Source organism: Lysobacter capsici (assembly GCF_018732085.1).
GTDB lineage: Bacteria > Pseudomonadota > Gammaproteobacteria > Xanthomonadales > Xanthomonadaceae > Lysobacter > Lysobacter capsici_A.
Map to the genome: position 1 here is coordinate 2,475,504 of NZ_CP076103.1, position 19,980 is coordinate 2,495,483.

The 19,980-nt window shown below is 58.7% G+C and carries 14 protein-coding genes and 1 tRNA gene; 8 read left to right on the forward strand and 7 right to left on the reverse strand.

What is annotated here, in order from left to right:
- Window position 1: 1 nt before the first annotated feature.
- On the reverse strand, window positions 2–580 hold the full coding sequence (locus KME82_RS10395) for an FMN-dependent NADH-azoreductase (protein ID WP_046656401.1): 579 nt from the start codon (window positions 578–580) through the stop codon (window positions 2–4).
- 109 nt (window positions 581–689) lie between these two features.
- On the opposite strand from KME82_RS10395, the gene KME82_RS10400 reads away from it, so the two are divergent.
- The 5 genes from KME82_RS10400 to KME82_RS10420 all read left to right on the forward strand — a co-directional run bounded on the left by KME82_RS10400 (window position 690) and on the right by KME82_RS10420 (window position 12,834).
- Window positions 690–1,715, forward strand: coding sequence for a LysR family transcriptional regulator (locus KME82_RS10400; protein WP_215499036.1), 1,026 nt, complete (start codon window positions 690–692; stop codon window positions 1,713–1,715).
- Between the two features lie 151 nt (window positions 1,716–1,866).
- Window positions 1,867–1,956 (forward strand) — tRNA-Ser (locus KME82_RS10405).
- Window positions 1,957–2,836: 880 nt separating this feature from the next.
- Complete coding sequence (locus tag KME82_RS10410; protein ID WP_215498433.1) at window positions 2,837–3,820, forward strand: HNH endonuclease; 984 nt, start codon at window positions 2,837–2,839, stop codon at window positions 3,818–3,820.
- Window positions 3,821–3,838: 18 nt separating this feature from the next.
- Complete coding sequence (locus KME82_RS10415) at window positions 3,839–6,718, forward strand: hypothetical protein (protein ID WP_215498434.1); 2,880 nt, start codon at window positions 3,839–3,841, stop codon at window positions 6,716–6,718.
- Between the two features lie 44 nt (window positions 6,719–6,762).
- Complete coding sequence (locus tag KME82_RS10420; RefSeq protein ID WP_215498435.1) at window positions 6,763–12,834, forward strand: DEAD/DEAH box helicase; 6,072 nt, start codon at window positions 6,763–6,765, stop codon at window positions 12,832–12,834.
- A gap of 514 nt (window positions 12,835–13,348) precedes the next feature.
- On the opposite strand, the gene KME82_RS10425 is transcribed toward KME82_RS10420, so the two are convergent.
- The 3 genes from KME82_RS10425 to KME82_RS26570 all read right to left on the reverse strand — a co-directional run bounded on the left by KME82_RS10425 (window position 13,349) and on the right by KME82_RS26570 (window position 15,768).
- A complete protein-coding gene (locus KME82_RS10425; protein ID WP_215498436.1) occupies window positions 13,349–14,551 on the reverse strand; it encodes a DNA cytosine methyltransferase in 1,203 nt (400 codons plus the stop codon).
- A gap of 175 nt (window positions 14,552–14,726) precedes the next feature.
- Entirely contained in the window at window positions 14,727–15,050 is a 324-nt protein-coding gene (locus KME82_RS10430; RefSeq protein WP_252255688.1) for a helix-turn-helix domain-containing protein, read from the reverse strand.
- Window positions 14,977–15,768, reverse strand: a complete 792-nt coding sequence (locus tag KME82_RS26570) for a hypothetical protein (protein WP_252255689.1) — start codon at window positions 15,766–15,768, stop codon at window positions 14,977–14,979. Before KME82_RS26570 ends, KME82_RS10430 begins: the two co-directional genes overlap by 74 nt.
- 135 nt (window positions 15,769–15,903) lie before the next feature.
- Between KME82_RS26570 and KME82_RS10435 the strand changes: the two genes are divergently transcribed.
- The gene (locus KME82_RS10435) at window positions 15,904–16,074 is read left to right on the forward strand and encodes a transposase (RefSeq protein ID WP_215498438.1); all 171 of its coding nucleotides are present in this window, start codon (window positions 15,904–15,906) and stop codon (window positions 16,072–16,074) included.
- Here KME82_RS10435 and KME82_RS10440 read toward each other — a convergent pair.
- The gene (locus tag KME82_RS10440; protein ID WP_215498439.1) at window positions 16,071–16,544 is read right to left on the reverse strand and encodes a hypothetical protein; all 474 of its coding nucleotides are present in this window, start codon (window positions 16,542–16,544) and stop codon (window positions 16,071–16,073) included. The genes KME82_RS10435 and KME82_RS10440 overlap by 4 nt on opposite strands.
- 337 nt (window positions 16,545–16,881) lie before the next feature.
- On the opposite strand from KME82_RS10440, the gene KME82_RS10445 reads away from it, so the two are divergent.
- Window positions 16,882–17,160 carry a hypothetical protein gene (locus KME82_RS10445; protein WP_215498440.1) on the forward strand — a complete coding sequence of 93 codons (279 nt, stop codon included), beginning with the start codon at window positions 16,882–16,884 and terminating at the stop codon, window positions 17,158–17,160.
- Window positions 17,161–17,512: 352 nt separating this feature from the next.
- The gene (locus KME82_RS10450; protein ID WP_215498441.1) at window positions 17,513–18,013 is read left to right on the forward strand and encodes a hypothetical protein; all 501 of its coding nucleotides are present in this window, start codon (window positions 17,513–17,515) and stop codon (window positions 18,011–18,013) included.
- Window positions 18,014–18,057: 44 nt separating this feature from the next.
- On the opposite strand, the gene KME82_RS10455 is transcribed toward KME82_RS10450, so the two are convergent.
- Window positions 18,058–18,219, reverse strand: coding sequence for a hypothetical protein (locus tag KME82_RS10455; protein WP_215498442.1), 162 nt, complete (start codon window positions 18,217–18,219; stop codon window positions 18,058–18,060).
- 79 nt (window positions 18,220–18,298) lie between these two features.
- Complete coding sequence (locus KME82_RS10460) at window positions 18,299–19,978, reverse strand: diguanylate cyclase (RefSeq protein WP_215498443.1); 1,680 nt, start codon at window positions 19,976–19,978, stop codon at window positions 18,299–18,301.
- Window positions 19,979–19,980: the final 2 nt, after the last annotated feature.

A 19,980-nucleotide genomic window follows, 5' to 3' on the forward strand; every position in this document is an offset into this window, starting at 1 on the left:
CTCACGCCGCCTGTCGTTGCGGCAGCGGGATGGAAGCGTGCGCCGCAGCGAGCGCGTCGGCACGATGCTGTGGCGAGTAAGCCACACCTTCGGCACGCACGAACTCGACATCGGTCACGCCAATGAAGCCGAGGACGTGACGCAGGTAGGTCTCCTGGAAATCGCTGGGCTGACCGCTGTGCAGGCCGCCGCGACCGCTGACGATGATCGCGCGCTTGCCCTTGGCCAGGCCTTCCGGGCCGTCGGCGGTGTAGCGGAAAGTCTTGCCCGCGACCGCGACCCGATCGATCCACGCCTTGAGCGTGGAAGGAATGCCGAAGTTGTACATCGGCACGCCCAAAACAATCACGTCGGCGTCCAGGAATTGTTGCAGGATATGAGCGGAAGCCTCGGTTTCGGCCGGATCGGTCCCGGCCAGGGAACGACCGGTAAGATGCGGGATCGGGTCGGCATCGAGGTCGCGGTAATCGATGCTCAGACCGGGCAGGGCGTCCAGCCAGCGCGTCGCCACCGCGGCCGACAGCTCGCGAGTCACGGAATTTGCGCCCAGGGCGCTTGAATCGATGTGCAGGAGCTTCATGTCTATGACCTCGATGGGTCGTCTGATGCGGGCCTCGCCGCGTTGGAGCAAAGTCTGCGTCGTTGCGTCAGTGGGATAAAGCTGCTTCAATATCACTAATTGTTCTATTATTGGAACTTTCGTCATGCACGATCTGAATGACCTGTACTACTTCGCCATGGTCGTCGACCACGCCGGGTTCGCCGCCGCGGAACGTGCGCTGGGCATTCCCAAGTCGCGCCTGAGCCGCCGCATCAGCCAGCTGGAAACCGACCTGGGCGTGCGCCTGCTGCAACGGTCGACCCGCCGTTTCGCCGTCACCGAAGTCGGCAACAGCGTCTATCGCCACGCCCAGTCGATGCTGGCCGAGGCCCAGGCCGCGCGCGAAGTGGTCGACCGCCTCAGCGCCGAGCCGCGCGGGGTGATCCGGGTCAGCGTGCCGGTCGGCCTTGCGCAGCAGCAGATTCCCAAGCTGCTGCCCGAGTTCCTGGCCAAGTACCCGCAGGTGCGCGTGCAGCTGCATGTCAGCAACCGCCGGGTCGACATCATCAACGAAGGCATCGACGTCGCCTTGCGCGTGCGTTCCAAGCTCGACGACGACGGCAGCCTGGTGATGCGCAGCTTCGGCCAGATCCAGGAGCTGCTGGTCGCCAGCCCGAAGTACCTGACCCGCATGGGCCGCCCGACCAATCCCGACGAACTGTCCGATCACGTCACCCTGAGCATCAGCGAAGACGACGCCCGCCAGCGCTGGGAACTGCACGGCCCGGACGGCGAGGTGCGCAAGGTCGAACTCAAGCCGCGGGTGATGGGTTTCGATTTCCCGATGCTGATGGCGCTGGCCGAGCAGGGCGTGGGCATCACCCTGCTGCCCGAGACCGTCTGCGCCGAGGCCGTGCGCCGCGGCGAACTGGAAGTGGTGCTGCCGAACTGGCGCCTGCCGCAGGGCATCTTCCACGCCGTGTTCGCCTCGCGCCGCGGCCTGCTGCCGGCGGTGCGGGTGTTCATCGACTTCCTGGCCGAGAAGGCCCCGTCGTTGGTGGAATCCGCGCGCCTGCAATGCAGCGACATCAAGGGCGTGCCGTGCCCCGACAGCATCGCCGGCCGCGACGGCAAGAAGCACGACAAGCCGGTGAAGATTTCCGCTTCGGCATGAGAGAATGCCCCGCGCCCGGTGCAGGCCGGGCGCAGGGGACGGCACCGCAATGGGCCGTCCCCGATCGATCCGGCGTTCGGCATGGCCGCCGAACGCGCGATGATCGATCGCCGCGTACCGCTTTCGCGGGTATCCGGGGAGCTGTAGTTACGGAGAGATGGCCGAGTGGTTTAAGGCAGCGGTCTTGAAAACCGCCGAAGGGTCAAACCTTCCGTGGGTTCGAATCCCACTCTCTCCGCCACTGATATTGCAAGTTATTGATTTTTTTGGTTAAAAATTCAAATTTTCTGTGGACCAATGTTTTCACCCATGTCTTGGCTGCCCTCGCCAAACCACATGTTCCAACGAAGGCGAGCTGGCCGCCGTTGTCCACGCAAAGCATCGCTGGGCTTGCTGGCTTTAGTGTCCGTGGTCGGGCTGCAGGCGGTTAGGACTCAGGAGACGTAGTTCTAGAACTGGAGTTACCAGGATTTCGTGGACAGTTGCTCAGCGCGCTCGGTCCATCGTTCCGAACACATTCGCGCTGACATCATCGAGCTAGATCTACTTAGCTCGATTTAGCATCGAACGGGAAGTCGTACGCGATGGTTCACGCGAGCAATGCACAGTATTTCGAGCATTAATTGGACGCCACCCCCAACCTGATGCGCGTCAGCCCGCTCACATGCTGACCTAGCTTGGTCTTGCGCCTTGTGCGCACACATCGGAATTACTTCAGCTAACAGTGCGGATATCAGGGGGGGTGTCCACGAAATCCTGGTAACTCCAAGGGGAGCGAAATCTAACCCTAATGACGCTACTTAGAGTCGCCAATGGACTGGGCGCCGAGCCATCGCAGCTCCTTCGAGATGTGGGGTATTGACGTGCGTGAAGAGGGAAGGATTCAGCGCAGTGTCGCGCGACATTTCCAATGAGATCCGAGGGATTTAGCGATCAGCAGCACGGCCGGCGGTGCGGGCAGCGGTTCGCTGATCAGTGCCGAAGCAGGCATCGGCTTTGGCTGAACGACCTGTGGCGGCCAATTTGCCCGAAACCTCTGCTCAGCCCCTGCGGGGCGGATCGACGCAAAGCGCCCGGAACCCGTGGCCTGAATTCGCCTTCCGTTTCGTTTAACCTGGGACGTGCACAATCTCTCTGGCCAGGGCTCGGACCAAAATAAGGTGACTCGCTTTTGGTGGGTTAATCACAAGCAGACCGTCAAGCAGGAGATCGCTGATGGTTATTTGTGGTCGCCTCAGACGGAGTCTGGTGGGAAGCGCAGTCAGTTCTACGACAACATGCGAGTCGCAGCCCCTGGCGATAGGGTTGTCTCTTACGCAAACCGGCTAATCAAGTACGTCGGCGTTGTACAGGACTTCGCGCGACTGGCGCCGAGGCCGCCCGGGTTTCACGAGCTGGGAAAACATTGGGGCGAGATCGGTTGGTTATTGCCAGTTGAATGGAAGGTGCTCCCTCAGCCCGTCCATCCGCGAGAGCTAGTCGAACAGCTGGGCCCTTTGCTGCCAAAGAAGTACTCCCCGTTCAATCCTGTGACCGGCGACGGAAATCAGAAGGCGTATTTCGCCGAAATAAGCTCGGAGACTTTTGAGCTGCTCATTCCGGTCATCGAAGCGCCCCCGATTCCAAATCCTGTGCATGGTATGGATGCGCTCGTAAGGGTTGACGACGCATTGCAGGACTCAATTGCCACGGATCAAAGCCTCGACGCTACGACGAAGCAGCAGCTCATTCTTGCTCGGCATGGACAAGGCAGTTTTCGCTCGCGAGTGATAGGCCGTTACAAGAAATGCGTACTCACCGGGGTTGAGTCTCCCGAGCTGTTGGTCGCCAGCCACATCAAGCCTTGGCGCGCATGTTCCGACTCAGGCGAGCGCTTGAGTGCTGAAAACGGACTCCTTCTGACGCCTAACGCCGATCGGCTTTTCGATCGAGGTCTCCTTACATTTGCCGACGATGGCGCGGCTAAGGTTTCTTTGGCGCTGTCTCCCGCAGAGCTTGAGAAGTTGGGATTGGCGCAAGCTTGCTCAGACGTGGTTGCAAGTTTCTCGGAAGCAACGCGCGAATTCTTGGCATTCCATAGAAGGAATGTTTTCCTTGTTCCTTGAGAAGAGGGTGCATGGGTGGTGACCCACGACTGGAAGACTTGGGGGGTCGAACAGTGGAACGATCACCTTTTGGAGTATTTCTTCTCGAACTGCGATGACGATCCTCCCGTCGTGGTAATGCTCGTCACGTCAGATGAGATTGCAAGAGCGACTGGAGACAGCTTGGCAACCGCTGACCTTGCCCGCTTGTGCTTCGTCGATTCCGTCAGGCGGGCAGTGCAAGCGAAAGGTTTGCTTGAGGATGCATCCAACTATCGGGGATGGCCTACCCAGCCGCCGGTAGGGCGCCCCAAATTCATTGCGCACCTCGTATTGACCTGCTTGGCCGCATCGGAATCGTCCGAGGAATTGGCCGACGAAGGTTCTTTTATTGCGAGGCTCTGCAGGCTTGTCGAGGTTCCCCCGAATTCGCTTTCAATGCTGCCCACTCTTTGGGTTCAGCTTGCCAAATGGCTGTCTCAGCACGATAGGTCGTATAGGCGCCTGGTCCTTCCTGACCCCGGTGGCCTTACTCGGATTGGCTACACGGTGAAGCTGACATTCCCGGATCGTCGAGATCAACAGCGCCTATCCCAGCTGCTGGATGACGCTGGGATCGCCGGAATGGTTCCGCCGACGGGGCGCGCGTTATCCGTCGTTGGCGCAGAGAGAGGACGCTTCGGGCCTGCATTTCAGCTCGCCTTCGATGACTTCAAACGCCAATTCGAGTCGCATCGTTCGAATTCCGCTGAACTTTCCATCCACAGATTTTGGGCCGCGGTAGTCGATGCCGCTCTTCGCGGGCGAGGTGTTGAAAGCTCGGCTTCGTGGACTCGGTTTTCAATTCTCGCTGAAGAGTCCGATGATGCGCTAAGCCTGTTTGCCGTCAGCGACCGAGCGGAATCGTCGCTTGGTCGCGAAGCAGTGCCGCTCCTTGCTCCATGCGGCCGGTGGCAATTTGGGCTAGTCCCCCAGGGGCAGACTTTCGAGAGCGGTGGGTTGCAGTCCATCGTCACCTCGACTCTCGCGGGTCGAACGAAATTGCCGCGCATCTCAAATTTCATTGACCAGGGGATCTTGCCATTTGCACTTGGTTCGCATGGAATTCTGGAACTCGTGGACAGAGACCAGCTCGCAGCAGCGACAACAGTTCTCGTTCACCAAGACAAGGTGAGCGATCTGCTCAAACACTATCCTAAGGGGCGTGTTCGGTCGTCGTCGTACGAGGGGTGGAGGGAAATAAGTGAGCCTAGGCTGCATGCATTGCCGTCGTCGGTTTTCCAGAATTCAAACCTAGAGAGATCATGGATTCTTCAAGAGTCGCTTTCGCAGCCAACGATTGGCCTTCGAGGAGGGGTGCGTACCGAAGAGGGGTGGCTGGGGGTTTCAGAGGTGTTGCCTGCTGTCGTGGTCGATTCCTGCTCATCCGTTTGGCTGTATACGGAGACTGGCAGGGTTGACTTGGTACGCGACGCCGAGGGGTCATGGCGCTTTCCGATTCAAGATTGGGATGGTCAATTCGAGATCGTCGCCAAATCTGACCATTTTGAGATCAGGCGTACGATTCGATTCAACTCGACCACTTCTAGCGAGTCATTCAAGTCGCCGCGAGAACCTTGCGCGTGGCTAGTTGAAAGCATGTGTGCTTCAGCGACCCTCGATTCGACTCTTGCCGAGGAGCACGCATCTAGAGACGGCGGCGCGGAAATCAGCTTGGATGAGCCGATCTTGCTAGGAGCGGGAATTGGCGAGTTCGTAAGCGATCCGGCCAGCGCAGCCTGGTCCGTTCGAGCAATTGGGAAAAAGATCACGGGTCGGCGAGGAGCCTTGCGCGAAGAGGCCGCGCTGCCGACTTTTCGAGTCGATAGCAAGAATGCCCGCCGTCGGTGGCTAAATCTGGTGTTGAAGTCGGAGGTCGATCCCAGCGACCCAGAGTTCGGTGTCGTTAGGCGTCGGGTCAAGGGAATCGTTGCCTCGGGTGTCCTCCTTCCGAGCCGTAGTCTCTCCCAGATAGTGCCAAATATCGCGCCGCGAAGATTTGAGTCACCTAGAGCATCCGTTGATCGCCTGGTGCGCGTGATCGCAGGTAGAGCTGCTAGTCGTGCAGGACTTCCCTGGCGTGAGTGGATGGAACTGGTACCATCGATTTTACGAATCGACGCGCAGCAGCTGGGTCATCTCACCCGGGCCTGGATGGAAGCAGGATTCATTGATGTCGCGTCCTCCGCACGCTGGCGAAACCGCGCTGTATTCGTGAGATCCCCAAGGCTATTGGCATTTCGTACGGGTGGCATGGTCAACGCGGTAGTTTCTGGATTGATTCTTCCAGTAACCCAGGACTCGATTCGAGAGGCAGCGCACAAGGAGGATCTTCTACAGTTGGATTGTGGATCTGTGTCCGGGTTAGTGCCTCCAGTTCTGAGGGTCGTCGGTCATGACGAGGAAGCGGTGACTACTCTTGCGAAGGAGTTCGGGTTCCCCATCGCTTGGCTGTCCGTCGACACGATGAAACAAGTGGACTGCACGCATGTTACGCAGGGAGATGCGCCGACCCAATACGAATTTGGGGGTGAGTGGCGATTCTGGTCGCTTCTTCGTGAACCGAGAAGCGACATTCGGGTTGAGCACTATTTTCGCGCCGATCGCCCTGACTACTGGGTCGCGCATCACGAAGGCGCCTCTTTTTGGTCCTACGAGCTCAATCCAATTCGAGCCTGGTCGGCCCGGCGCTTGCGGGAGCCATTGGTGTCGTTAAGCGGAGTGGATGACGTGACTGCATTTCATGGATATCTGCCGCTGCCAGTGGCCCGCTTCGTCAACGTCCTAGGTCAAGGCTTATCAGGTCCGACTGGCGGGGGAGAGTATCGTTACCCAGCCGGTGCTCAGCTGAGAGGAAGAGTGGTAGCCGCGCTCACATGACTCCAGGCTGCCGAGTAGCCAAGTATTGCTAAGGAGAAGGAAGGATGTTCGATCCGATCGGCGGATTTCTCAGAATTCGAGAGCTCTACATCACATATCTCGAGACCGCGTTTCGCATCGGGAATGGGGCGGTAAGCAAGGAACGCCGCTCACTGCTTGAGACTCCTGGCGCGCTATGCACAATTCCACTCGTTGAGCCTGTGCCTCGATACGTTCGAAGCGAGTTTCTGCTGAGTGACCTCGGATCAGATGAGAGCAGCGCCCTCGCGCAGTTCGAACGAAAGACGCGCGCGTCGTTCCTTCGTCTCGCCGCTTCCGGTCTATTCGACGACGTGAACGTTCGTCTTTTCAAGCACCAGCTTCAGATGCTGGAGCGCGGCACGGTGAGCGGAAAGCCGGGCATCGTCACCTCCGGCACCGGTTCGGGCAAAACGGAGTCCTTTCTGCTGCCGGTGCTGGCGGCAATCATACAAGAGGCGTCTGGATGGGCGGCTCCGGCAAGCCACTATCTAAAGAGGCGCTGGTGGCATGACAGCTCGGGGCGTGCATTCGAATCGTTTACGGCCATTCCAAAGGCCAGGCGCCCCCTGAAGCAAAACCCCGGTGCCGATCCCTTCGTGCCTCATCGAGACGGAGAGCGCCGTCCCGCAGCCGTTCGGTGTCTCGTGCTCTACCCGATGAACGCGCTCGTCGAAGATCAGCTCACTCGGCTACGCAAAGCTCTGGACTCTGAGGCTGCCAGAACCGTCTTGGATGAAGAAATTCTGGGAAACCGAATATTTTTCGGCAGATACACGAGTGCGACGCCAGTAACGGGGTTCAACGCGCATCCTCGCACGTCCGCGGAGGACGACCGCGAACGTCGAACAAAGCAGCTTCGAAAATTGTTCGACAACATGGTGGAAGTCGAACGTACGCAAAAGGAAATTGAAAAGCGAAGCCACGAGGTCCCGCCATCGCTGAAACCGGACGACCGCTTTCTGTTCCCGAGCGTGGATGGCGCTGAAATGTTGTCGCGTTGGGATATGCAACGACAGCCGCCAGACATACTCATCACGAACGTGAGCATGCTCGGTGCGATGCTCAATCGCGAGGTTGACGCCCCTCTGTTCTCGACGACCCGCAAGTGGCTGATGGAAAACGATGATGCCTACTTCTATCTGGTTCTAGATGAGCTACACCTTCAAAGGGGCGCAGCGGGGACTGAAGTAGCCTACTTGCTTCGCCTGCTTCTCGATCGGCTTGGCTTGAGCGAGCCTTCACATCGCCACAAATTGAGAATCCTGGCATCGAGCGCGTCATTGCCTGTGGATGGGGAAGAAGGAGTTAGGAGCCAAGACTACTTGTGGGACATGTTTGGGAGCTTTGGACATTGGACTGCGCAGGGTAAAGGGGCGAGCGGTCCTGCGGACTGGCGAGACGCCATCGTCCCTGGAGAGCCGGAGGCGGAGCGCAAGGTTGTCACCCCCGTGCTTGATACCCAACCATTCATTGACTTCCTTGCACAGCATGGAGGCGGCGAAACAGAGCCTGCATGTGCTACTGAGCTTGAAACGCCAACTCTCCTGCCGGACGCTTGGCGTGCTCTGGGGGCTGCACTTGGACTAGATAGACAAGGGTCTCTCGAACGCATAGTTAGAGATGCAATCGAAGAAGCAGGGCGCCACGTCGCTACGGCGTGCTGGTCGGCCGCCGAAGGCCGGCCGCGCGCAACTGCTATCAATGACTTGGCTAAGTCAATCTTCGGAGAGTCTGCGCAGAATACGACAGCGCTTAGAGGGTTGTTGTTGGCGCGTGGCTTGGGTGATGCATTTTCGGTTTGGTTTGCGGAGGAGGCAGCCAACTCGCCGCTGGATGCCCCATCGTTTCGTGTGCACACGTTCTTTCGGAGCATCGAGGGACTCTTCGTTCCCGTAGATCAAGGCGCAAGCGCAGAGGAAGCATTTCGAGACGGCGCGAGAAAGGTAGGCAAGCTAACGCTGGAGCGGGCCGTTAGTACGGGCTTGATTGCGGGTGCCTCAGGCCCTCCAATGCGACTGCTTGAGCTTCTCTACTGCGAATGCTGCGGTGAACTATTTGTCGGCGGGATGCGCCGCAAACGAAGCTCGACAGCGTGGGAATTGCTTCCCACAGAGGCGGAGCTTGATGGTCTGCCGGACGCTGCCACCGGGCGTAGGTTCGAGGACCTTTCGTTCGAAGAATATGCGGTCTTCTGGCCAACGGATCGTAACGATCCACAACTTTCCTTGAGTGGAGCGGGCGTCATCGACGGCTGGGGCCGCGCTGCTCTCGATCCCGCGACCGCGAACGTTAGCGTGTCCCTGACGGCGACGTTTCCGCCCGACCACGTAGCTGGGTATTTGTACACACGAGCGCACGGTCAAGACCGGCACAAGCGGACCAGCAAAGACGGGGGAACCAATGTTGCATACGCCTGCCCAGCGTGCGCAACGGACTACGCGCCCAGGCAATCAGGCAGCGGACTCCGACTCTCACCGATTCGCCACTTTCGTACGGGCTTTGCCAAGACCACCCAGCTGCTCGCGAGTGAACTCTTTCATCTGCTGAAGCTTTCAACCAAGTCTCCGAAGTTGGTCTCGTTTTCAGACAGTCGACAGGATGCCGCCAAGGCGTCGCTCGATATCGAGAAGCGACACCATGAGGACCTGAGGCGAGATGTGTTGATTGGCGAACTTCGACGTGCTCAGGCGGACTTGCCCACGGTGGAGCAGATCGCAGAGAGAGCCTCCACGCTTCGCAAATACCGTAACGAAGCAGGGGATAGGAACGATCGTGCCGAAGAACGGAGGCTCAGCGAGGAGCTAGACAAGATTCTCGCGCTCGAAGACAGCGCGAAAGAGCGAACGGTGCGGATCGGGACTGTAGTGGAGGACAGTCGAAACGCGAGCGCCTACGTGGGCGCGTCGGAGGAACGGCAACCTCTAAAGCCTGTGATTCGTGCGTTCGTGGAGCGCGGGATTCACCCAATCAATCCAACTGGTGCCGGATCGATCCGCGTAGAGGTAAAGAACGTCTGGCGCGCGTTCGAATGGCCACAGCTCTTTGAGTCAAAGGACGGTCAGTTCGACTGGCGCGACAACGTTGCGGAACAGGACTGGTTGGACAAGGCTAGAGGTCATGTCGTAGAGCGAATGCAGAGCCTTGTCACCGAGATCCTATTAAGCCGCACATATTTTTCACTGGAAGAATCCGGACTCGGTTTTCTGTGCCTATCGAAGTCAGACCTTGGGCAGAACCTCGACTTCAACCTCGCCTCGGCGTTCGTCCGTGTATTCGGTGATTCGTATCGTCTTTTGGATACGGACTATGACAAGCCAGCGCCATGGCCAAACGCCAACAGTGTTTCGACCAGGACTCGCGTCTATCGTTTCGCAGAGAAGCTATGGGGCTCCGCCTGGAGGCAGAAGCTTGATGAAGTCCTGCAGGCCTTTTCTAGGGCTGGACACAAGGACGGATTCTTGTCGACCGCCGCGCTCCGAGTTCAGTTGGCGAAGGTAGACGACCCGTTGTGGCGCTGTGAAAGGTGTGCTCGCGTGCATTTGCACAGGGGGGCGGGAATCTGCACGCGCTGTTTGGCTCCACTTCCCCAGAATGCGAACGGATGCGTGCGCGAGGTAGTAGCGACCAATTTCCTTTCGAAGAGGCTAAATCGAATTGGTAGTGGGGCATTTCGACTCCATTGCGAGGAGCTCACGGGTCAAACGGACGACGGTGCAGTTCGGCAACGAAAGTTTCGCGGAATCATGCTTCCAGACTTCACGCAGAAGTTCGATGCGGACGGAAAGGCCGTCTATGACGAAGACGACGAGCCACTTTTCGAGCCCGATCCATTCTTTCTTCCTGCGCGAGAAGAGATCGATTTGCTAGCGGTCACTACGACCATGGAAGTGGGTATCGACATTGGTCCGCTTCAGGCCGTCTTGCAGGCAAATATGCCGCCACAGCGTTTCAACTATCAGCAGCGCGTCGGCCGAGCAGGTCGGAGGAAGCAGGCCTTTTCGTTCGTGCTGACCGTGTGCAGAACCAAGAGCCACGATCTCTATTACTTCAGAGAGCCTCACAAGATCACGGGCGACGTTCCGCCGCCCCCATTTTTAACGAAGCACATGCCGAGCATCGCTCGTCGATTCCTTCGCAAGAGGTGGTTGAACTCGGCGTTCGCTGTGCTTCGTGACGCGAACGTGCCGTGGCCGGGCGATGACATGCGTCCACCCGACATCCATGGCGAATTCCTCGTGACGGATCAGTACTTTGGCGAAGCGTGGGAGGAACGCCTCCAATTGGCATTAACCGAAACGGAGGCTTCGGCGCGCGAGTTTGCGCGCCTGCTTTGCGATGAGTCATCGCTCCCGTTCGAGGAGGTTTGGCTGAGCGCAGACGGGCTACTTGAAGAGATCAGGCAGATCAATGAGCGCGAGGAGTCAAAGCGATACGGGCTCGCCCATTCGCTAGCGGAGCAGGGAAGCCTCCCCATGTATGGGATGCCCACACGGGTCCGTAATTTGTATACAGGAACGAAGCCAGTGAGCGGTCCCCGCGGACGTGCGACCGAATGGAATGTCGTCGATCGAGATCTCGATCTTGCTATTTACGAATTTGCTCCAGGTTCAGTAATCGTCAAAGACAAACTGGAGCACCTGTGCGTAGGTTTCAGCGGGCCACTTCCGGATTTTCGGTATTCCAAGAGCCCAGGCACTACGGTGACGCCAATGTCTGCAGCGTTCGGTGACCCATTCTGGATGCTGGAGTGCGCCCGGTGCGGTTCTTGGTTCCGGCACGACATCAAACCTGACGAAAACGTGGGCGATTGTGTTTCCTGCGGCGATCCTCTGGCCCGAGAACGGTCGAAAGAGTGCCGAGAACCACTTGGGTTCCGAACGAACTTCCGACCCTCGTCCGACGTGGACAGTGATTCTCCAAGCGGGCGTCATCGCTCGATTCAGTCGGAAGCACGGGCGCTTGCCTTTCGGCCCTGCGCGGAATCCAACCTTGAGGTCTTTTCAAAGAGCATTCGAACCTATCGTTTGAATCGAGGCGCGACGGACCCTGGCCGGCCCGGTGGAAATCTTGGGTTTACAGGTGTGGTTGGCGAACAAAAGCTCAACCGCGGGAAGGGGGTAGCGACGCTTGAGCGACAAGTGATCTCGACAGACATCCTGGCTCAGGGACAGGGCCGTCAGCCGTGGGACTTCACTCAATCTGGTTCGGGTCAGGGAGGAGTCCAGCAGGTATGGTTGGCTGCCCCGAAAACAACTGACGCGCTCTATCTAGCGCCATCAGTTTCCCCACCCGGACTCAGTATTGAAAGAGTTGTTGGGCCCCGATCACTCGGAAATGGCGCGAATACGCTCGACGTCTTGGGACGAACGGCCGTGCGAGCCGCTGCCATGTCGGCCACGTTTATTCTCGTAAATCGCGCTGCGCTCGAGTTGGATGTCGATCCCGAAGAGTTCGACGTCATCGAGCCAAGATTGATGCGTCCTGCGGGAGGCCAAGCGAAGCCAGTTCTTCAGTTCGTCGATCATCTCGTCAACGGCGCGGGCTTCTGCGTTGCGCTCGGATCGCCGCCAGAAAACCCGCGCATCAATGGCATTCTCGGCTCGATCCTGAAAGACGAAGCATCGTATCCACTAAATGAGTTCCTTCGCGCCGACCACGAGAGTTCGTGCGAGCATGCTTGTTATCGGTGTCTGATGCGATACCGCAATCAGCCATATCACGGACTGCTGGATTGGCGCTTAGGGCTCTCATTCTTGAGCGCGTTGCATGACGCAGCGTATCACTGCGGTCTCGATGGGCAATTCGATTCACCCGCACTCAAAACGTGGCCTGGGCTCGTCGCAGCTGACGTTATGCGCGTCAAGCGGCAGTTTTCGCGGCTACAAACGCGACAGGTGGGGCCCATTTGGGCTGTGAAGTTCGACGGCACATCGAAATGGGTGGTTATTGCTCATCCGCTTTGGGACCCCACTCAGCCGTCGGGTGTCCTGCTCGAAGCCATCCAACAGATGGATGGAGCCTTCGTGATCGCCGACTCGTTCAATTTCTCTCGGCGGGCAGGAACCATTCGTCTTGCGGTTCTTGAGGGAAATTGAGCGTTGCCCGCGTCGTTTGATTCGGTCGCAGTGCCGGCGATGTTCTCGCCGACTTCGCTGATCACGGCGGGGGCGTGCAAGCTCAAGGTTACATTGGGGTCCAGCCGAATGGATCGGCTCGCCGCCGGACCTGAAGCTGCTGTCGGAATCCTGGTGCATCGCGTGCTTGAGCGAGCCTGGGGAAGCCCTGTGTTGACGTAGACGCTCTGTTCGACTCGGAATACGAGAAGCTCTGTGGGGAGTTGAAGAGTGATGGCAGGCGGACACATTTTTGTGACCTGTCGAGTACTCGGCCCCTGACGGAATGGTCAGGACTCAGGGCGTGGGTACGGGTCCGTGCGTTTCGCGGCGGCGCGCAAAATCGACCCCAATCGGGTGATCAATCTCCGGAAAAGGGGCAGATTGAAATCCTCGTCTGTGTAGTTCACTCCGAAGCTTTCGTTCGTTGATGTTGTCCCGCTGCGCGACCCTTGCCATCCGCGCGGATGTCGCGACTGCAACGCCCGTGAGGTGCTTAGTCGGCGTTCTTGGCATGGTGGGCGAGGTCGTTTGCGAACTGCTCCTCGTAACGCAGGCTGCTCCTCTTCAGTCGGAAAAGGAAACCCGTCGTAGCTCGCTTCGACAATGGAATCACTTGATGCTCAAGGAATCCCGCGAGATGTTTTCGCTGAACCGAAACCGGCCATTCGGACACATCGGCTGAGCGACGCTTTTTGCCGACGGACCAAGCCGCGCTGGGCCAGCCTCCGGTTTCTGCAAGCATTGCTCCGCAATCGTCGTAGGTGCCGTGAGACTTGGAAAGGCGTCCAGCGATCCATTTCGCCATTGGAACACTCACGGCATTGCCGACCATGCGCCACCGCTGTCCCCTCGATTCACGAGTTGCGTCGCCTGTGGACAATGTCCATCCGGCCTTGAATCCTTGGAGTCTTTCCGCATCCTCGATGGACGGCATGGCAATTAACCTGCGCTGCGGAAACCAGACGGCGGGTGGCGATGGGATGTGCAGCGCAGACCCGCCCTTGAGCGGAGGAACTGCATCGATGGCCCAGCCCAAACCAGTGTTGCCCTCAGTCCAATAGAAGCCGCACGCATGCGATCCCCTCGGCTTCTTTTCGGGAGCGCCCGCGTCCTGACCGAGGAGGGCAGGACGGGGGTCGTGGTCTCGCGAGGCGATGAGAACAACGCGTCGGCGCCGTTGGGGCAGGCCAAATGCTTGTGCGTCAATGGTGCGATATGCCCACGAATAGCCCATGGACTCCAGCTCATCGGCTATGAATCGAATCGCGCGCCCCCCATGCAGATTCAGCATGAAGGGCACGTTTTCGATGACCACCCACTCCGGCGCATCACGCCTTATCTTGAGGAGGTCGAGAAGGACATGGACGAGTCCTGAATTGGGCCCGGTGATGCCCTTACGACGCCCAACCTGGCTGAGATCTTGGCAAGGAAAGCCAGCAGTGAGCACGGTGCACGGAGGAAGACGCTTGATCGTCCTGACATCGCCTACGACATCAGTCCCCGCGAACCGCGACTCCAGAACCTTTCGCGCCGCGGCGTCGATCTCGCAGAGGAGGGCTGCCTCATAGCCGGCCTCATGGAAGCCTGCTTCCAGGCCCCCCACCCCCGCGAAGAGACCCGCTACGGTTGGCTTCTTGGATGGGGCCGAAGGCTTGGCTGGGGATCGCTTGGTTTCCCCGCCTGAAGTCCTGCTCACCGCTTCGAGCCCATGAATGCCTCTGCAAATATCGGAAGAATACCAACTGCTGAACCACTAGCAGCGCGAGGGGGGCCCCGAGCTCGAAGCGCGGCGCAAGGGTTCGTCCGCCTATTCCTGCGGGCTACAATTGACCCCGGTCGCCCCATACTGGGCATGTTATCCGATGCACAGTTTAGGTAGGATCACTCACATGCAGCAGCCGCAATGTACTGGGCAGGCGGGCGGGGGCGAAACTTTTCTTGGCTTGCCCTTTAACGGGGAGCGAGGCGATCACCAGGATGGCCTTAGCAAGCACATCCGAGGTCGCAAAAAAGTAAGCCTCAGGCAGATCGAGCGCTTTGGCCAGTTGACGGACGACTTCGAGATTGGGCTCGGACAGGCCTCGCTCGTAGCGGCTGATCCTGGGAGCCGCCGTGTTCGGCTCACGGTGTCGTCCTGATGACCGGACCAAACGGTTCGTACGTGGCGTTACTGAGCAGCACCGTGCGAACGCCACTAGCCGGTTGGACGCCGATCTCTTGGATTCGGCCCTGGGGATCGCGGATGTAATCGCCCACAGCGCCATCGGGATAGGTCATAGCTCGCAGTTGGCCGCCTAAGGTGTAGGCGTACTGCAACATCAGGCTTCGCGCGCCGACCGTCTGAACTTTACGTGCCACCTGGCCGAAACGGTTGTAGCAATATTTCAGCTCAGTGCCATCGGTACGCATTGCGGTGACGCGGCCCAGAGCGAACGTTTCGCCGCTCGCACAGAGGCTGTTAACGGTGTCGTAGTCGTACTCGACATCGGCCGGACCGCTGGCGGTGTAGAAGATCGCCTTCGGGCGGTTTAAAGCGTCATAGGTGTAACGATGCGCTGTCGCGTCGTTAGCGTCCTTCTTGGTCGCCAGCAAGCCAGCAGCGTCATAGCCGTAGTCGGTGATGCCGGTGTCCGGGCTCTCCAACTGGATCTGCTCGCCGAAGCCGTTGTAGCGGTAGAACGTATTCAATCGATTGGGATCGGTGACCTGGGTAATTTGATCCCGTGCGTTGTACTTCACATCGGTCTGCGCTTTCAGGCCGTTGGCATCTTGCATGGAGCGCACCAAGCGCTGCAGCGGGTCGTAATCCTGGTCGGTTACGCGGCCCAAGGCGTCGGTGGTGCGGTCGGGATTGTCAAGTCCATCGTAGGTGATGACCTGACCTGAAAAAACTGATCCAGATCGATTGTTCATAAACTATGACCAAGGAGATTTGGACCATGCCCAAGAAGCGCTTTAGTTCCGAAGAGGTCATCCACAAGCTGCGAGAGGCCAAAGTTCTGTCGGCGCAAGGCCGCACGATCGCGGAGATCAGTCGGTCAGTTGGGTGTGACCGAGCAGACCTACTTCCGTTGGCGCAAGGAATACGGAGGTTTGAAGGTAGACCAGGCCAAGCGTCTGAAGGATCTGGAGACGGAGAATGCGCGGCTACGCCGAGCCTTGTCGGACGCGGTGATCGATAATCAGATTCTGCGCGAGGTCAGCAAGGGAAACTTCTAAGCCCGATGCGTCGTCGTCAAGCGGTGGCCCATGTGCACGCGCATCTGGGCTACGCACAGCGACGGATTTGTCGGGCATTGCACGTCACCCGCTCGTCGGTTCGCTATGTTTCGCAGCCACGCAGCGATGAGTCTTCGCTCACGCAGGCGGTGATCGCGTTGGCCACCGGGATCGAGCATGTAACGCGTGATGTTGTCGCGTGCGCCGATATGATCCAGATCGCTCCCCACGGCATAGGCCAACATTCCGCCTTTTGCGGCATCGTTGACGCGCTGGCGGAACACCAATTCGCGATAGGCGCTTTCCTGCAAATGGATCATCGACGGATCGGACTCGGTGAGCGCGTCGAACTCCGGGAACAGTTCGCGGAATTTCGCGATGCGCTTCGCCAGGATGGTTTCGAAGTCCAGCGGCTCGACCAGAGCAGGCGGCGGCAGTCGCGACAGATCGACGGCGGTAAAGGTGGACATAGCGGACCCGGTATGAACTCGGGTCAGACTCGCGCGTGCGCGCCGATGGGCCTACGAATGGGCTGTGTGTATGCGGGATTTACCGTCTCATCGGGTGCGACGAGCGGACGTAGACTGCGGGCGTCGAGTCTTGAGGGTGCCACCATGCGCAACGCGCCGAGAAATTCCTACCTCGACCACGATTTGATCAAGCTTGCCGAGCGGTGCATGACGCGCGCGCGCGCGTGAGCTGAGCGAGCGCGGCGTTCAGCGAACGCCCGAGCAACGCGGTGCGCTTGCACTGGATACGGCTTATTTGTTGACCGCTGCGGGGTCCGCGCTAGATTTGAGCGAGTACATGCCGGGAAATCCCGAATACTCTGCAAAGGGTGAGGGGCGCATATCAGTCAACGAATTCATGCAATGGCATTTGCGCCATGTCCATAACTCACGCTATCGGACGTACCTTCGTGCGCTCGACATAGCGGCCGGCAAGAATCGCGAGGCGTGGCGGATCGATATCCGTATTGACGGAAAGAAACCCGACGACCTCGCAACTAAAAGCGACGAAGGGTTGCGCATGGTGTTGGATGAACTGACGAAGCTGCCACGCTGGGGCTACCGGCGGCGAGGATGAACGAATTGTGAAACACCCATTTCGCGGCAGCGAAACGTCGATTTTGCGTCCCCGAAAGTGGGGTTTTGAGGTCGCGAAACTATTGTTTTGTTCGATGAAATACCTGATTCCGGGGGCGTCCGGATTTTCGTTTCTTGCATAGACGACATGCGTCGGGTTTAGTAGGGGCAACACCACGCGTCAACTCAAAGGGAGCCAGATGGCCACGCAGTCAACAGGAAGTCGAAACGATCCTCGCAAGCAGGAACTGTTGCGCGATTACAAATTGAAGACCGTACAGCACACGGTCTTGCTCGATGGGAGAAAGTACCCTTGTTGTGGTTGCCCTCAGTCGGTTGGGACGGATTTCTATATGTTCGAAGCCACCAATCGGGCGACGGGAGCGCAAACGTTCCTGTACGCGGGGGAACATTGCGGACGGACGCTTATGGCCTTTTCGACTTCCACGGATACGACGATTACGGACTTGCCGCACTTCGATCCGATCACCGGACAATCTAGTGCCTCTGGGGGTGGTGGTACGGGTCCTGGCGGATCAACAGCGGCATGGGCGCCGTTGAATCGCGAGTTGTTCCATGCGATCAATCTGACGTTCTTGGCGATGAAGTTGAAACCCGGTTCGACGCTATCGGCAGTGCTTGAAACGATCACCGCTAACCCGTCGCGCGTGCTGCCGACTACTGCGCCGTCTCTGAACACGATCATCAAGAACAATCTCGATAGCCAGCACAGCAGCTTGACGGACTACGTAAACGAGTTGCGGATTCAAATCCCAGCGATTAAGCAGTATCGATTCACGCTCATACGCAATGCGCTTGCGGCGCTAAAGACCCCGCCGACGGTTTACCTTTGAACGACCAGCGCCCGCCCATTGTGGGCGGGCGCGGTGCGTTTCTGTCAGGACTCGGCTTGCTCCGCCGCAACCGTCGCGGTAGCGGGCGCCGTGTGGGTGTCGGGTGCGCGGTTGGCGAAGGTCGGATCAGTCGGCAGCGTGCAGGCCGTCAAAGACAGAGCTGCGAGCATGGCGAGGGCGAACAGAACGTGGCGGGTCGTTTTCATGGTGCGATTCTCCGTTGTGTTGATTGAGACTGCTTGAGAATCGCCGATGTGTATGCGATGTACAGCGCACTACACACGCTTAGGGCATGGCTTCGGCGTGCTCTCCATGCCCAGTAACCCGGCCTCGGCCGTCCCGCTTGCTCTCATAGAGCGCGTTGTCAGCCCGCTTCAGTAGCTCGGATACAGGTTCGTGATTGCGTAGCTGCGCTACGCCCACGCTTAGGTTCGCTTCGACTATTTTTCCGTCAATGGAAAGTGGACTGTCGGCGACCGACCGACGCAAGTATTCCGAAAGCCTCACGGCGTCCGCAAGTGGCGTATTGGGGAAAATCAATACCATTTCATCGCCGCCGTATCGGCCGAGAATATCGGCGGTGCGCAGACGATTGCGTACCCGTCTTGCGATGATGCGAAGGACGTCATCGCCTATCGCATGACCGTAGGTGTCGTTGATCGTTTTGAATCGATCAACGTCGACGAACGCGATGGAGAGCGGATTTCCACCCGCTCGGGCCTGTGCGCCTGCCAGTTCTAGCGCTTCTTCTAACGCCGGTCGAGCAAGTACGCCCGTCAATCCGTCGTAGTCCGCGCGTTGGCGCGCTGAGTCCCAAGCGTGATTCAGCAGTCGGATTTTGTAGGTCAATCCCAACAGCAGGCTAAGCCCACCGAAGGCCAGTGCTGCGGGGTAGCCGTATTGCAGCCATTCGTAGGTCTGCCACCAATGTTGCAGGCTGCCGATTTTGATCACCAGCACCAGCATTAGAGGCGTCCACGCGGCCAACAGAATGAATGCCTCGTGTTGCCGGTGGCGCATGGCGTAAAGGCAGGCGGGAATAATCGTGGCGATGATCGTCAGCAAAACGAGATTGCCGGCGATGGCCGATTCGCGCCAAACCTGAAACGTGGATATCGCAAGCACAACGCCGAGGGCGGCGCTACAGAGATTGAGGATACGCGCGGCCCGTGGCTGGGTCATCGGCAAGTTCAGGAAGAACATCAGGAATCGCACGCTCGCGAGAACCGCGGCGGTGTTCAATAGGATGTTGGTGCGGCGATCCATCGCGAAGGCCGCCAGCCAGGCATTTCCCCGGAAATCGCCGCCCTCGATTGCGAGGCTGATTATCTGCGCGACCAATGTTGCGGCGAGATAGGCATAGCCACGTTGCCGAAGTGCAACGGCAAAGCCAATCGCAAGCAACGCCACCGCTGCCAGCGCGGTCAATACGAAAGTGCGGACGCGGTTGTATGCGTTGTCTTGTTCGTACACCGCGCGGAGCGGAAGGATTGAGAATTCGGATGCGAAGTTCGCGTTAGAGAACACGCGGACATAGATCGATTGGCCCGCCCGCAGGCCATCGGGGAGCGGAACAACATGCGCGACGGCGGAATGACTCAGATCGCTGTCGGCGCCGTACAGCGATCTACGAACGGGCGAAGCATCGCCAGGGCGCCACACTTCTAGTTCTTTTGCGAAGGGCTGGGACATAACGAACTGCGGCGATTCGGCGTCGCTAATATCCTGCGTCGCTGTGAGCCGCCACCAGCGCGACCGCTGGTCGCGCGGCAGGACCGAATGTCCGGGTATCGTTTTGAACAGGTCGCGTGCGCTAGCAGAGCGCACGAATGCGGGGGACTGGTCTTTCGCATCCGCCCGGTACTCCGCCAATGTGAACACGCTTGAAGGCGCCGCCCAGGCGGTAAAGAACGACGCCAGCAGCAACGCCACAATTTGAATTGACCGACGCCCGAAACGATCCATGT

Excerpts from the sequence above, each read along its gene's own strand:
- KME82_RS10395 (WP_046656401.1), bottom strand. The coding sequence starts at position 580 with ATGAAGCTCCTGCACATCGATTCAAGCGCCCTGGGCGCAAATTCCGTG.
- KME82_RS10420 (WP_215498435.1), top strand. The coding sequence starts at position 6,763 with ATGTTCGATCCGATCGGCGGATTTCTCAGAATTCGAGAGCTCTACATC.
- KME82_RS26570 (WP_252255689.1), bottom strand. The coding sequence starts at position 15,768 with ATGAACAATCGATCTGGATCAGTTTTTTCAGGTCAGGTCATCACCTAC.
- KME82_RS10440 (WP_215498439.1), bottom strand. The coding sequence starts at position 16,544 with ATGTCCACCTTTACCGCCGTCGATCTGTCGCGACTGCCGCCGCCTGCT.
- KME82_RS10445 (WP_215498440.1), top strand. The coding sequence starts at position 16,882 with ATGCCGGGAAATCCCGAATACTCTGCAAAGGGTGAGGGGCGCATATCA.
- KME82_RS10450 (WP_215498441.1), top strand. The coding sequence starts at position 17,513 with ATGTTCGAAGCCACCAATCGGGCGACGGGAGCGCAAACGTTCCTGTAC.
- KME82_RS10455 (WP_215498442.1), bottom strand. The coding sequence starts at position 18,219 with ATGAAAACGACCCGCCACGTTCTGTTCGCCCTCGCCATGCTCGCAGCT.
- KME82_RS10460 (WP_215498443.1), bottom strand. The coding sequence starts at position 19,978 with ATGGATCGTTTCGGGCGTCGGTCAATTCAAATTGTGGCGTTGCTGCTG.